Origin of the sequence: Asticcacaulis sp. DW145 (genome assembly GCF_037101385.1) — a bacterium.
Lineage (GTDB): Bacteria > Pseudomonadota > Alphaproteobacteria > Caulobacterales > Caulobacteraceae > Asticcacaulis > Asticcacaulis currens.
Window position 1 is genome coordinate 420,001 of the sequence record NZ_AP029024.1, and the last position, 13,932, is coordinate 433,932.

Annotated in this window: 8 protein-coding genes, 1 tRNA gene and 2 rRNA genes (1 of these 11 only partly in view); 5 read left to right on the forward strand and 6 right to left on the reverse strand. The window is 56.0% G+C overall.

The window, feature by feature from the left end; genetic code table 11:
• The 3 genes from AACH73_RS01915 to AACH73_RS01925 form a co-directional block, all read left to right on the forward strand.
• A 23S ribosomal RNA gene (locus tag AACH73_RS01915) occupies nucleotides 1–1,957 on the forward strand (it extends 821 nt beyond the left edge of the window).
• Between the two features lie 178 nt (nucleotides 1,958–2,135).
• Nucleotides 2,136–2,250 (forward strand): 5S ribosomal RNA (gene rrf / locus AACH73_RS01920).
• 104 nt (nucleotides 2,251–2,354) lie between these two features.
• Nucleotides 2,355–2,431 (forward strand) — tRNA-Met (locus AACH73_RS01925).
• A gap of 611 nt (nucleotides 2,432–3,042) precedes the next feature.
• Here AACH73_RS01925 and AACH73_RS01930 read toward each other — a convergent pair.
• The 4 genes from AACH73_RS01930 to AACH73_RS01945 all read right to left on the reverse strand — a co-directional run bounded on the left by AACH73_RS01930 (nucleotide 3,043) and on the right by AACH73_RS01945 (nucleotide 10,077).
• Nucleotides 3,043–5,115, reverse strand: coding sequence for a phospholipase C, phosphocholine-specific (locus AACH73_RS01930; protein ID WP_338735249.1), 2,073 nt, complete (start codon nucleotides 5,113–5,115; stop codon nucleotides 3,043–3,045).
• A gap of 1 nt (nucleotide 5,116) precedes the next feature.
• Nucleotides 5,117–6,640, reverse strand: coding sequence for an alkaline phosphatase D family protein (locus AACH73_RS01935; RefSeq protein ID WP_338735250.1), 1,524 nt, complete (start codon nucleotides 6,638–6,640; stop codon nucleotides 5,117–5,119).
• Nucleotides 6,641–6,778: 138 nt separating this feature from the next.
• The gene (locus AACH73_RS01940; RefSeq protein WP_338735251.1) at nucleotides 6,779–9,034 is read right to left on the reverse strand and encodes a TonB-dependent receptor; all 2,256 of its coding nucleotides are present in this window, start codon (nucleotides 9,032–9,034) and stop codon (nucleotides 6,779–6,781) included.
• Between the two features lie 164 nt (nucleotides 9,035–9,198).
• Nucleotides 9,199–10,077 (reverse strand): MurR/RpiR family transcriptional regulator, encoded by an 879-nt coding sequence (locus AACH73_RS01945; RefSeq protein ID WP_338735252.1) that lies wholly within the window; start codon nucleotides 10,075–10,077, stop codon nucleotides 9,199–9,201.
• A gap of 566 nt (nucleotides 10,078–10,643) precedes the next feature.
• Between AACH73_RS01945 and AACH73_RS01950 the strand changes: the two genes are divergently transcribed.
• Both AACH73_RS01950 and AACH73_RS01955 read left to right on the forward strand, forming a co-directional pair.
• Entirely contained in the window at nucleotides 10,644–11,210 is a 567-nt protein-coding gene (locus tag AACH73_RS01950; protein ID WP_338735253.1) for a hypothetical protein, read from the forward strand.
• 188 nt (nucleotides 11,211–11,398) lie between these two features.
• Nucleotides 11,399–12,250: a hypothetical protein gene (locus AACH73_RS01955; RefSeq protein WP_338735254.1), complete on the forward strand. Its 852-nt coding sequence runs from the start codon at nucleotides 11,399–11,401 to the stop codon at nucleotides 12,248–12,250.
• Nucleotides 12,251–13,048: 798 nt separating this feature from the next.
• On the opposite strand, the gene AACH73_RS01960 is transcribed toward AACH73_RS01955, so the two are convergent.
• Nucleotides 13,049–13,330, reverse strand: a complete 282-nt coding sequence (locus AACH73_RS01960) for a type II toxin-antitoxin system RelE/ParE family toxin (protein ID WP_272740866.1) — start codon at nucleotides 13,328–13,330, stop codon at nucleotides 13,049–13,051.
• Nucleotides 13,317–13,613: a type II toxin-antitoxin system RelB/DinJ family antitoxin gene (locus AACH73_RS01965; protein WP_338735255.1), complete on the reverse strand. Its 297-nt coding sequence runs from the start codon at nucleotides 13,611–13,613 to the stop codon at nucleotides 13,317–13,319. The genes AACH73_RS01960 and AACH73_RS01965 overlap by 14 nt, the downstream gene beginning before the upstream one ends.
• Nucleotides 13,614–13,932 lie beyond the last annotated feature (319 nt).

The window sequence follows — 13,932 nt, forward strand, 5'->3', positions numbered from 1 at the left end:
AAACCTGGACATAGCTGGTTCTCCGCGAAATCTATTTAGGTAGAGCGTCGGATGTATTCCTTGGGGGGTAGAGCACTGGATGGATGCGGGCGGCGCGAGCTGTACCAATTCTAACCAAACTCCGAATACCCAAGAGAACTGTCCGGCAGACACACGGCGGGTGCTAACGTCCGTCGTGAAAAGGGAAACAACCCTAACCATCATCTAAGGCCCCCAAGTTATGGCTAAGTGGGAAACGATGTGGGATTGCATTGACAATCAGGAGGTTGGCTTAGAAGCAGCCATCCTTTAAAGAAAGCGTAACAGCTCACTGATCAAGCGATCCTGCGCGGAAAATGTAACGGGGCTCAAGCCATACGCCGAAGATATGGGTTCACGTAAGTGAGCGGTAGCGGAGCGTTCCGTAAGCCTGAGAAGGTCAATCGTGAGGTTGGCTGGAGGTATCGGAAGTGAGAATGCTGACATGAGTAGCGATAAAGAGTGTGAGAGACACTCTCGCCGAAAGACCAAGGGTTCCTGCGTAAAGCTAATCTGCGCAGGGTTAGCCAGCCCCTAAGGCGAGGCCGAAAGGCGTAGTCGATGGGAATCCGGTGAATATTCCGGAGCCAGTATGAAGTGACGGATGGTGTAAGTTGTACGTGCTTATTGGATTGTACGTGCAGCGAAGCTGTCCCTGGAAATAACTCATACATAGACTGTACCCGAAACCGACACAGGTGGTCAGGTAGAGCATACCAAGGCGCTTGAGAGAACTATGCTGAAGGAACTCGGCAAATTACACGCGTAACTTCGGGATAAGCGTGACTCACCTTGCGCAAGCAGGACTGAGTGGCACAAGCCAGGGGGTAGCGACTGTTTATCAAAAACACAGGGCTCTGCGAAGCTGTAAAGCGACGTATAGGGTCTGACGCCTGCCCGGTGCCGGAAGGTTAAAAGGAGGGGTGCAAGCTCCGAATTGAAGCCCCGGTAAACGGCGGCCGTAACTATAACGGTCCTAAGGTAGCGAAATTCCTTGTCGGGTAAGTTCCGACCTGCACGAATGGCGTAACGACTTCCCCACTGTCTCCAGCATAGGCTCAGCGAAATTGAATTCCCCGTGAAGATGCGGGGTTCCCGCGGTCAGACGGAAAGACCCTATGAACCTTTACTATAGCTTCGCCTTGGCGTTAGCAGCAACATGTGTAGGATAGGTGGGAGGCTATGAAGCAGGGGCGCCAGTCTCTGTGGAGCCATCCTTGAAATACCACCCTTATTGCTGTTGGCGTCTAACCGCGGCCCGTCTATCCGGGTCCGGGACATGGCGTGGTGGGTAGTTTGACTGGGGCGGTCGCCTCCCAAAGTGTAACGGAGGCGCGCGATGGTGGGCTCAGAACGGTCGGAAATCGTTCGCTGAGTGCAATGGCATAAGCCCGCCTGACTGCGAGACTGACAAGTCGAGCAGAGACGAAAGTCGGCCATAGTGATCCGGTGGTCCTGCGTGGAAGGGCCATCGCTCAACGGATAAAAGGTACTCTAGGGATAACAGGCTGATTTTGCCCAAGAGTCCATATCGACGGCAAAGTTTGGCACCTCGATGTCGGCTCATCACATCCTGGGGCTGGAGCAGGTCCCAAGGGTATGGCTGTTCGCCATTTAAAGTGGTACGTGAGCTGGGTTCAGAACGTCGTGAGACAGTTTGGTCCCTATCTGCCGTGGGTGTTCGAGACTTGAGAGGATCTGTCCCTAGTACGAGAGGACCGGGATGGACATACCTCTGGTGGACCTGTCGTGGCGCCAGCCGCGCAGCAGGGTAGCTAAGTATGGAATAGATAACCGCTGAAAGCATCTAAGCGGGAAACTAACCTCAAAACAAGGTCTCGCTGAGGATCGTGGTAGACGACCACGTTGATAGGCTGGGTGTGGAAGCTCCGTGAGGAGTGAAGCTAACCAGTACTAATAATCCGATCGGCTTGATCGTTCCCTCAAATAAACGCACCCTACAGTGCTCGTTCTTCATACAATGTCTTCGCTTAACAAAGCCAAAAATATCGAAGGGGCGCCCCGAGATGTTTTTGTCGATGTTGTTCCCACTTCAAAGTACCGCAGGCAAAGCCGAGGACACTTTGATGTGAGAGCCATATCTTGTGTTCGATTGACCTGGTGGCTATGCCGGCCGGTCCCCACCCGATCCCATTCCGAACTCGGTCGTTAAGCCTGCCTGGGCCAATGGTACTTCGTCTTAAGGCGCGGGAGAGTAGGTCGCCGCCAGGTCTATCAAACATAAGAAAATAACCCTTCAGGCACACATATATAAAAGGCCGGTCCACCAAAGACCGGTCTTTTGCTTAACCAGACACCCCTCTGGTTAAACGTGTCGCGGGATGGAGCAGCCCGGTAGCTCGTCAGGCTCATAACCTGAAGGTCGTCAGTTCAAATCTGGCTCCCGCACCCAAGATCTTAAACAATATCAGTTGTTTGCTAAAACGGCTCTTCCTCGGAAGGGCCGTTTTTGCGTTAGCCCAAACCTAGCCCAAAAATCAGCCCGGATTGAAGGGGTCGCGCGATGGTGGTGCGATGCTATCGCATAAGGCGATTTATGGCTGAGGGCTATGCAAACGCACACCATTCTTGGCGGTAAGGTTCAGCTCTTTAAGCGCGGCCAGGTGTGGTTTGCGCGGGCGAGCGCCGACTAGGCAAACAGGCCGAACGGCCTCTTTTTACCGCAGGTCACGGGAAGCAGGTTTTACCGGATTTGGCCCCAAGCGGTCACGCGGACGAGCATGCGAAGCTTTAAAGCGGGCTTTAAAGGGTGATAAATGACTAGCTTGGTTGGGCGCCTTCAACGAAGAGACTGGAACGTTGAGGCTATACGGCCGAAATCTGCTTAAAGGACGGTATAACGCCAGTTTCACAACTGATGGTTATTTGTTGTCTCAAAGGCCAAACCGCTCTCTGCTCATTCAGAGAAGTCTGTCGCTGTGTGGAGCAACCTGCGGCAGCGTGCTCGTTAACTTGACGCCTCGCACTTTGCCCCATCCTCATCACGGCGTGTTTCAGAAACTACTAAACCGCCGGGTCGCTGATCGACGCGTGCCCGTTCTCCAGACGACCCGCGTAGCGCCGCAGGAAGCCCTCCGCTGAAACCGTCACATCGTACCAGCCGCCGCTGGCGCCTGTGTCGAGCGTGACGCTCTGTGTCTTGCCCCCATCCAGTGACACTGTCTGCACAGGTCCGCCGTAAACGCTTTGATCCATCGTGAGTTTTTGAAGTGTTTTTGCGTGATTTTTCAGCGTGAGGACAACGGTATTGCGGCGGGTTTCAAGTGCCGTTTCGGCAGCAAAGTCCGATTGCCCCGCAAAGATGCGCAGAAAGCCGTTCGGACCTGAAACCCAGAGGTCATAGGCCTTATCCTTTACCGACCAGACATCAGACAGGTGCTTCCCCGCTTCGATCGTGTAACGGCGCGGAATGAGGTCGAGGTTCAGCCGGTCATAGACATGCAGGACCAGACCCTTTGTTCCGGAAGTGCGCAAATCAAGCGTTAGGTCTGTGCCACCCACCCGGGCCGTAACCTCTGGCCTGTAGGGCAGTGGACGCGAGGGCCGTGCCCCCGACTCCTGTTGCAAAGGCTGGGGCACGCTCGGCGGCGTGATCGCCTTGCGATGGATTTGTCTCAGAACCTCGCGCTCAGAGTTGGAACTGTCTGGCAGAGGCGGAAAGGCCGGGTCATTGGGGGTATCGAAGTCAAAGCACGACGTCAGATCGCCGCACACGGCGCGATGCCAGGGGCTAATCGCAGGCACCACGACGCCGAAACGCTTTTCGATGAACTGACCGACGGAGGTATGGTCAAAGACTTCGGAGGCGACAAACCCGCCCTTCGACCACGGCGATACTACGTACATCGGCACGCGGGGGCCAAGCCCCCAGGGCCGTAGGCTGCCGGATACCGTGTCGCGCGGATCGCGATACTTGCCATCCGGGTCCGAAAAATAGAAGCCCTCCAGCGGCAGGGTGGATTTGCCGGCCAGCGTTCCGTCAGCCCGGTACGACGGCGGAGCCGGCGGAGGGGCGTGGTCAAACAGGCCGTCGTTTTCATCAAAGGTCTGAAAGAAGACCGACTGGCTCCAGGTCTCCGGATTGGCGGTCAGGGCTTTGAGAATGCTGGCGGTAAACTCCGCGCCCTGAAGCGGCGTAGAGGCTGAGGGATGCTCTGACCAGTCCTTGGGCGGTAATATCCACGAGACCGCCGGGAGTGTGCCTTGCCGGGCGTCTTCGGCGAATTGCTCCAGCGACCAGTGCGCCATGCCCTTTTCATAAAGGGGTTCACCCGGCTTGCACTCGCGGAAACTGCGGAAGGCGAGGCCGCCGTGCATGGCACCGGTCCAGTTATCGTTCGGGTCCTGATAGATGCGCCACGAGACCCCGGCCTGTTCAAGCACGTCCGGAATGGTAGGCCAGTCAAACGCCGTCCCCTGATAGGTATATCCGGGCTCAGGCAGCGCCCCCTTGATCCAGCAACGCAGATTGTTGGGTTCTGAATTCGCTTCTGTGGCGTTGATGCCCTTTGCCCGAAGCTGCGGGTCATGGTTGGAGCCTGACCAGAAGACGATACGATTCGGGTCCGTACCGGTTGTAATGGAGCAATGATAGGCGTCACAGATAGTAAAGGCCTCGGCCAGGGCGAACTGGAACGGTATGTCTGACCGTTTGTAGTAGCCCATGGAATAGGGGTTTTTGAACCTCGGCCAGTAACCGAAGCGGCCCTGATTCCAGGCCGCCTGTGAATCCGCAAAGGAATGCGGTGTGCCCGGCACGGCGATGGCGTTGGTCGTTTTCGTATCGAGATGGAAGGGCGCAATGATGTTTTGTCCGTCCGATTGCTGCCATACAGGTCCGGCCGGCATGGGCACGGGGTGTCGGTCACCGAAACCGCGCACGCCTTTCAGGGTGCCGAAATAGTGGTCGAAGGAGCGATTTTCCTGCATCAGGATGACGATGTGCTTCACATCCTGAAGGGTCCCTGAAACCCGCTTTGCCGGAATATCGAGAGCGGCGGCAATTTCCGGATAAAGGGCGCTTGTGGCTACGCCTGCGCCCATCAGACGCAGAAACGAACGGCGATCAGTGGCCATCTCAGGCCTCCTTTGTATGGAAAGTGATGTCGGTTCGTACAGGGCTGGTTTCGATGCCGGCGTCAGCCACCACGCGATAGTCTGCGGCCCAGTTGTCCGGTGTGACGGTGTGGCGCACATAGCCGCGCTGATCGCCGTTATAGTGGTGGACATGCGGGTTATGCGACAGGGCATCCTGCATGTCTCTCGCCCACGGGCAAGCCGAGGCGATGGAGGTGCCGGCAAATTCATGACCGATGCGCGGCGTTTTGGCCTCATAAGGATCGCGGTGCAAACTCATCACCGCCGAACAATGCCAATCGCCGGACAAAACGATCGGGCGGGCCTTGCCCGCGGCCAGCGCATCGATCAGCCGCTGGCGCTGAACCGGGTAGCCATCCCACTGATCGAGATTGCGTTCAGGCGCATCGGGGGCACCATTATAACGGAAAGAGCCAAACCAGGTCTGCGAAGCCAAAACGGTGAACGGGGCCTCACACCGATCAATCCCCTTAAGTAACCAGTCTTCCTGCGCCACACCGGTGAGGGTGCGCTTCGGATCGAGCAAGGTTGTACACGGGGTTTTGCGATTGTCGCCGCAGGCCTGATCGTCGCGAAACTGCCGGGTGTCGAGAAGGTTCACTTCGGCCGGGCCGAAGCGATACCGACCGTACATCTGAAGGGTGCTTTTTAACCCCTCAAGTACCGGTGGCTTTTCAATCGGCATGTGCTCCCAGTAGGCCTGAAACGCCGCCAGCTTACGCACTCGGAATTCAAGAGGCGTCTGGGCATAGGGGTCTTGCGGCGTGTCGCCCGCCCAGTTGTTGTCCACCTCATGATCGTCCATCGCCACGATCCACGGCGCGGCGGCATGGGCGGCCTGAAGATGGGGGTCCATCTTGTAGAGGGCGTAGCGGTTGCGATAATCCCAAAGGGTGACGATTTCGGCGCTGTTGTGCAGACGGACGGTTTCAAACGCCTGACGACGCCCCTTTCCGATGTCTCGCATCCGGGTGCCGAGGGTGCCGATGCCGCCTTCATAGATGTAGTCACCGACATGGATGACGCAATCTGGCAGCCATTCGGCCATATCCTTGTAGGCGGTGAAGTAGCCGCTCTCGTAGCTCTGGCAACTGGCGTGGGCGAGTTTCGCCGTCGTGGCCGTGCGCGCGGTCGTGCGGGTGCGGCCGATCGGGCTGTCGGCATCGGCGTAATGAAACTGATAGAAGTAGTCGCGGCCCGCTTGAAGACCCGTGATGACGATATGGACGCTGTGACCGACGTCGTCACCGGTCATCACCACGCCTTGACGGACCACCTTCGTCATGCCTTCGTCTGCACACAGGCGCCAGCGAACCTCAGCGGGGCCGCTCATGCCGCCGCCCTTCAACGGTTCTGGCGCAAGCCGCGTCCACAGCACCATTCCGTCGTCACGCGGTGAGCCGGAGGCCACCCCCAGAGTGAAAGGATAGGCGCAGGCCCGCGCGGAGGCTGGCACCCAGAGTGCGGCCGAAGCGGACGTCAGGAACAAACGGCGCGAAAACATGGCAAGGGGCTTTCGACAAGAGGCCAGGCGGGGCGTCCGGGGCGCGCCCGGATAGAAACAGGACCTAAGGCAGGAAGGGTCGGTCTCATCTGTTCAGGAAAACCCCTCCCTCCCAAAGGGAGGAAGGGGTGAGACGCATCAGAACGAGGTGGCAAAGGTCGCGTAGAAGCTGCGCGGCTTGCCTTCAAACGGATAACCATAGAAGTAACGGTCATCGGTATTGGTGTACTCACCCCGGTTAAACGCCGAGCCGTAGAAGTTGTTTCCGTAGCCGTAGCGCTCCGCGTAATACTCATCGAACAGGTTGACGATACGCAGTTGGAAGCGGTGCTGGAGTTGTTCACCCGCCAGGTAGGTGACGGAGGCGTTGACGACGGTGTAGTTGCCGAAGTTGTGGCTGAACTTCGGAACCCCGGTGTCCTGACCCCGGCCGTTGACGGCGGGCTTGGTTGTGCCAGCAATGGCCGGACCGCCGCGCGCCCATTCCGAACCCTGGATGCGGGCCAGTGCCAGGAATTTCCAGCGACGGTTTTGCGACGTCCAGTTCACCGATGCCGTCGAGAACCACGACGGCGTTTCAGCCAGTTGCAGGCCTTTACGCGAACCCGACGTTTCCGATGCGTCGGTGCTTGTATAGGCGAAGTTCATATCCCACTGATCACCGACGCTCATGTCGAGCGAGGCGGTTGCTCCCTTGATTTCGGTAATGGCCGATGAGTTGAAATACACATTCGGCGTCAGACCCGAGGTCGTGGTGATGCGATTGGTGATTTCGGTATGGAAACCACCCAGTTCACCGGCAACGGAGATATCCCCGAAGGTCCGGCTATAGCCCATGGCGGCCGCAAAGGTCTTCGTTTCTTCGGGCAAGAGATCCGGGTTGCCGACGGTGAAGACCGGGCTGGTCGCGCCGGGCGGACGCGGATTGTTCTGATAAAGCTCGTTGGTTTGCGGCAACGAATAGGAGGTGCCGCCATTGGCCCGGATGTAGCCCGAACCGAAAACCGGTTGACGCAGACCGAACTTCCAGATGGTTTTGGAGTCAAAAGCGTCAGAGAAGTCCGTTCGCACGGCCAGCGAGATATTGGTATCCGGGCTGAAGGCCAGTTTCGGGTGCAGGTCCACAAAGACGCCCGTGGTCGCAAAATCATTGTTCGGGGTGGCGAACGCTTCCGAGGAGTCGTCCTTATAGGTTACGTACTGCAACCCGCCGATCACTTCGAGCAGGCGGTGCGCTTGCCAGGTGGCCCGCACAGTGGCCCCCATTTCCTTGTAACCCGATTTGAACTGGTTGGTCGTCCCGAAACCGTGAGCGAAGGCGGGTTCAACGGCACCGGTCCAGTCGCCGCGCGGTATTGTTCTTGACGGGTTGTTCGGATCAACACATCCCGCAGCGATACGGCAGATTTCGGGGTAGAGTTCCGCGTTCCACAGCTTCGGATTGGAGTAATAGGCCGAGGCCTCGAACAAAAGTTTGTCTGAAACGCGCTTGGTGAAGGCAGCGTCGAGGATCGGATAGCGCAGCGTGTTCGGAGAGTAGGACTCACCCGACGGGAACGGGTCCTGGAACCAGCTTTCCACATAGATGGCATTGGCGCGGAATTCGGTATTGTCGTCGATCTTCCAGAGATATTTCGCGCCGATATTGTTACGGTTGTAGGGATAGTCCTGCACCCCGCCCGACAGCTTGACGTTATCGGTGAATTTTTCAGGATCGAAGATGCGCGGGCTGTCGGTGGCTAGCATGGTGCCGTAGACCATCAGGCTGTGCTTGCCGTCTTTATCGAGCGGGAAGGCATAGTTGCCCCAGATCTCCCGCGTTTCAAACGAGCCGTAAGAGACGCCAAACTCACCTTTCTTTGTCCCATCGGGCTTTTTGGTGATCACATTGACCACCCCGATGCCGCCATTGGAGCCAAAGTAGAGGCTGTTGCCGCCGCGATAGACTTCGATACGGTCGATCATGTGCGGGTCGATGGCCGTCGCGCCCCAGATGTTTTCGAGGGCCGGGCCGCGGTCATAGGTGGGCACGCCGTCGATCGTGACCAGGGTATCGCGGTCGCCGCCGCCATCAAGGCGGATGGTAAATTCGCCCTCGTCCGGCGAATAGCCGATGTTGACGCCCTTGACGAGGAACTGCATGGCTTCGGCGAGATTGATTGCGCCAGAGTCCTCGATAGCCTTGGCGCCCACCACCTGAACTTCGGTGCCGTAGGCTTCGGCTTCTTTGGCCAGGAGTGAGGTGCGGTTCTTTTCACCTTTGACGGTGATCTCCTGAATGGTTTGATCGACGGTAGTGTCTTTTCCCGTATCGGCGGGGCCGGCGGCCATCGCCGTTCCGGCAGCCAGCAGGGCGAGCACACTCGTGCTTGCGCCGAAGAAATAGCGTTTCATTGAAATGTCCCCAATATGTCAGGCAGCCCGGTGAGCGGACCGCATGAAGAAGGGGAATATTCACCTATTGTTAAACTGTGGCGGCAAATCCGTGACGAATTAGTGAAAAAATCTCAGGTCAAAATATATAATAATTGAAATTATCTCAAGCGCCAGGCCTCTCACTAGGAGCGCTTAAGAGAGAGAACATCGAACGTTTCCTGAAGGGTTTGGCTCGCTCGATCAAAATCATGCAGGGCCAAGGCGGCAATGAGCGCGTCCACGACACAAAGCTGAGCGATGCGGCTCGTCATAGCCTCGGTTCGAAACAGGGTTTCACGAGCCATAGTCAGTAGACGTACATCTGCATGGGCGAAGATGGGCGATCGGGTGAAGTTCGTTATGACGATTGTCTTGGCCCCGGCCTCATGTGCCAATCGGGTCGAGGTTAGCGTCTCCTGTGTTGCCCCGGAGTGTGAAATGGTCAAAACCGCTACGTCAGGGTCCGTTCGTGACGCACTGATCGCTTGTACGTGTGAGTCGACAACCACTTTCGACTCCAGCCCAATACGCAGTAAGCGGTAATTGGCGTCTTCAGCCACCGGTGCCGATGACCCGATACCGTAAACTTCAATACGCTTCGCCCGGGTCATAAGCCGCACGGCCTCACTCATGGCTGCAGGGTCCAGCACCGAGAGGGTATCGCTGAGCGCTTGGGCGCCAGAATGGAAGATTTTACGGCAGGTGGTTTCGATATCATCCGAGGGCTCAAGGTCCTCATGAATGAAATGCACCGGCTGAACCAGTTCCTGCGCAAGCGATAATTTTAGTTGCTGAAAGCCTTTCGCCCCGAGTTGCTGACACAGGTTGATGACGGTGCCCTCGCTCACCCCCGCCTTTTCCGCGAGTTCCGTTATGGACACTCCCACAACGGTGCCGGCATTCTGCAGGATGTAGTCAGCCACCAGCCGGGCACTGGGCCCCAGATTGCTGCGGGCGGCACTTAAGCGCGACAAAAAATTAGGTATGGGGGCGGGTGCTGACGCAGATCGGGAGGCGGGCATTCAAACGACACACAGGATTGAGTTTGGTAATACCGCCGGTTCGCGGATGGCTTTCATATGTCAACTCGCTAACGGAAACACAAACAACTTATTGTCAAACCTTGAACGCAGTGATCCCTATAACAATGAGTTGGGTGACCAGTGCACATGTTTGGACACCTTGACCGTGGAAAGACGGCAAGTCAGGTAAATTCCCCAAAGCGCCGTGGTTTATCGCTCGTCACTTAATCTAAGCATACGGTCCGGATCGAAATCTAAAACAAAATATTCCTGTCGATACCGAACCGTACGTCGACCCGCGCCAAAAGGCACAACGAAGCACCGCGCGATCAAACCTGATGATCGCTAGCGGCATATTTCGGCATCCGTCGAATGGCCGCTGTGGGCGCACATCAGAAGGTTCAATTTACATAACGAGCAGACTCTTTCAGGGTTCCCTATTCCGAGCTCAGTGTGCAGAATATTTTATCAATACGACAATTTTGCCCTTGCCCTTAGTGAGTTATCTTCTCGACGGTGCGAGGCAGTTTTAACGTCGATAGCATTGGCGGTGTAAGAGAACTCACATGGCGACATTTGTGCACCTGACAACTGAGTCGTCTGTGGCGTCTATCAGGCGCAATGGTCTAACGCCGTCTCGCTTCATGAGGGAGACAGTCCCAGCTAAAGGTGTCTTCTGTTTTCCGGTACTTCCTGATTTTTACGCAACCCATCAATGGTTGCACGAACTTCGCCGGCGAAGCAGAGAGAGAATTTGTGGGGTGTATTTTCGCGTTCCAGACACTCAGTCTGTTCATGTTGGCCGGTTCGATAAACAGCCTGAAGAAATGAGTGCGGTTGAAGCTGTGACGATGGCGCACGTCAAAGTTTCAATGGGTTGGGAGATCCTTATACCGCGCTCGATCAAACCATCGGAAATTATACGAATTAAAATGCTTCCTCAAATCGTAGGTTGGCGAATTTACCCAGAGTCAAAAGGTACGCGGCCAACTTGGCCGTCGCCCGGTACCTACGGGGCAGGAAAAATGCGAAATGCTATCACCGAGGCTGAGCGAAAAGAAGAGGAGCGATATTTCTCGCGTTTCCCAGCTGAATGGTATTCTGATCAGAACCGGAATAAGCTTGGTGGCTGACCAAATGCACGCCGAGCGCTATTTGGTAGAACCCGTTTAGTCCGCTCATAGGCATGAATGTTTGCAGTGTAGCGAATGTCCGGATTGGGCGCGCAAATGAAGTGACTTCGCTGGCGGCCGCGGAAATACCTCCCGGCATTTTTCAGTTTGGTGTATCTATAAGGCAGATATCAGCATACGGGCAACAAATGATCCGGTTCAGCCTATTTCTGACGCTTTTCGCCTCCATTTGTGCCGGACCAGCAGTTGCGGAAGAAAAGTCGCTGTTCGTCAGTTATGAGGTCAACAAGCATATTCGTTCGGGCACTGACGATCGCGACGTAACGATCACCATTTATCTAGCGGGTGCGAATGGTTTCGGTTACCGCCGCCAAGAGTGGATTCGCGGCGCTATTGATCCTGTAGTCAAGTGCACGACGTTTTCCAACGAAGGCCTGATCATGTCTCCGGACGACCAGTCTGCCTTCGGTCAGGCGCTGCTCGACGCAGGTGTGTTTGACCTCAATCCGCCGCCGTCCAAAAGCGGCAATCCCGATGAAACTTGGTGGCTAAGTGTAAGGATTCGCAATCGCGAGGATGATTTCCACGGTTATACCGCCCCGACGACCGGTGTGGCTCAAGCGGTCGATGCCGTCATCCGTGATTACGCGACTCGCATGAAGGCCGATGTGACAAATAATCTCACAACTGTTTCCGAGGGAGACCTTCAGCCGACACGCGATGTTACCCTCACGACACTACTGACGCACGCGGACGACTTCGATGGCAAACGGGTATCAGTCACTGGCTATTTCCACGGGGAATTCGAAGGCCAAACCTTCTGCGAAGACAAGGAAGCAGCCACCACGTACCGGTATAACGCCTGCGTTTGGTTAGGTCAGCCGTCTTCCTTCGCCGCCCCTGAAGATGTGCCGTTTATCAATGATAGTGCGATCAGAGTTGATGGCGTTTTTTTCAAGGGGCCGGCGGGCCACAAAGGGCTCTGGCCGGGCGAAATCGAACGCCTTACGGTCGTCCGCCGGGCAAATTTACCTCAGTAGTCTTTTTCTCTTTAATCCACGTCTAATCCGTTGGTGCGGAATAAGCGGCCCGTCGCTATGTCCGGTTTCAGAGGCGACGTGCAGGCTGGACCGAAATGTCTGCATTGGGCGCGAACCTGAATGCGAAGGAAATGGGTGCATGTTGCAAGACGACTTTGTACTCGGACGCCCTGCTTCATTGGCTGTATGACTACCTGAGTCGTGTGGTTAAAATGTTTAAAGTTTTGACGTTATTGGACTTCGTATGCACCGGCTGTCAGAGCCCCCTACGTACCTTTTGTTCGGCGCAAAGCTCCATGATGCGAGTTATTGGCTGAGGCATGGTCAGGTAAAAAAGGTAGAATCACATTTCGACGGCAGCTTTGGCTGGCTGAGCGTAGAACTACGTGGCTGTGAACATTCCAATGTGCCACCTGCCACCTATGTCGACTCCCCTCTCAGGCCGGGAGATCCGGATCTTTATGTTTGGGGAGAAGGTGTCTGCCCAGTCTCGTTCTTTGAGCACGCGCCGGATATTCGAAAAGTTTTGATCTTTTTGGATGGTCCTACTGCCGAAGATACTCGCCGCTGGTGGTCTGTTGGAATATGGCTTGAGTAAAGTTGGGCGGATGCCCTTCTTAAGGGCGCTGTCCTCAATCGACCGCAGGGAGCACGCTGCGGAGGTTGTAGAGGCCTTCCGACGTTGCCCCATGTCTTGATCCGCTTGGTAGGAGAAAACTGGGGCGGTGATGACCGCTTACGGGCGGTAAGGTCATTAACTCGACATATGACCGCAGTGGGCGCTGGGGCGACAAAATTTTAGCTCGCAGGCCATTGCCTTGCGGTATGTAGGACTCTCAAAATTGAAACCTTCTCAGCGTCGAAAGTGTAAATGACAACGTAACTGGAGTGGACCATCATTTCGCGCGTTCCCGGCACTCGGCCTGGCCGAAACAGTTTGGGCCGGGCCTGAAGCTTTGCGATCTTCGTTTGTATGAGATCCTTCAGCCGTTGCGCGGCGTCCGGATTATTATCTGAGATGTAGTCGATTATCGCGAAGAGGTCTGCGCGCGCTGCCGAACGCCATTCAAGCGCCAGCACGACGCTTCCTATCGATAAGAGCTTCGGTTTCGTCCATCACCTGTTGATGATTGATGCCGGAACCTTCTTCCTCAAGAGCTTCATAGACCTTCGCTTTAAACCAGTCATCGTAGGCCTCTTGTGAAGTCATGAGCCCAACTGGCAGGCCGCCGTCTTTTGCGACGCGGGTAAGCAAGATGCGAACAGCATCGGAGATAGTTAGGCCGAAGTCAGCGAGTTTCTCAGCGGCAGCGGCTTTGAGTTCGTCATCAACGCGAACGTGAAGCATTGAAGTCTGGGCCATAAGAGCCTCCTCTCGCGCACCAGTATGTATCTCAATTGAGAGACGCGCAACTCATTTTGTGTTTTGCGTATGCGCTCAGGTAATTGGGCCTTTCGCGCTGTCCGCAATGGGAGCTGGCGGATGAACGTCCGTCGAATGGCCGCTCAGGGCGCGAAGAGGATGAAAACAACTCATTTTTTTCAGGGTTAATCGCGACGCTTCTTCTGAGATGCAAGGGTTTGACGGCCAGGCAATAACCTGAATATTGGCCGGCCATAGCGCGTGAACGCTGCTAAGTTTCGCAGGGGGGTGAACGGCCTCGCTGCTGTGGTGCCGTTTC

Coding starts and splice junctions, on each gene's coding strand:
- AACH73_RS01930 (WP_338735249.1), bottom strand. CDS start 5,115: ATGGCCACTGATCGCCGTTCGTTTCTGCGTCTGATGGGCGCAGGCGTA.
- AACH73_RS01950 (WP_338735253.1), top strand. CDS start 10,644: ATGGCGACATTTGTGCACCTGACAACTGAGTCGTCTGTGGCGTCTATC.
- AACH73_RS01955 (WP_338735254.1), top strand. CDS start 11,399: ATGATCCGGTTCAGCCTATTTCTGACGCTTTTCGCCTCCATTTGTGCC.
- AACH73_RS01965 (WP_338735255.1), bottom strand. CDS start 13,613: ATGGCCCAGACTTCAATGCTTCACGTTCGCGTTGATGACGAACTCAAA.
- AACH73_RS01945 (WP_338735252.1), bottom strand. CDS start 10,077: ATGCCCGCCTCCCGATCTGCGTCAGCACCCGCCCCCATACCTAATTTT.
- AACH73_RS01935 (WP_338735250.1), bottom strand. CDS start 6,640: ATGTTTTCGCGCCGTTTGTTCCTGACGTCCGCTTCGGCCGCACTCTGG.
- AACH73_RS01940 (WP_338735251.1), bottom strand. CDS start 9,034: ATGAAACGCTATTTCTTCGGCGCAAGCACGAGTGTGCTCGCCCTGCTG.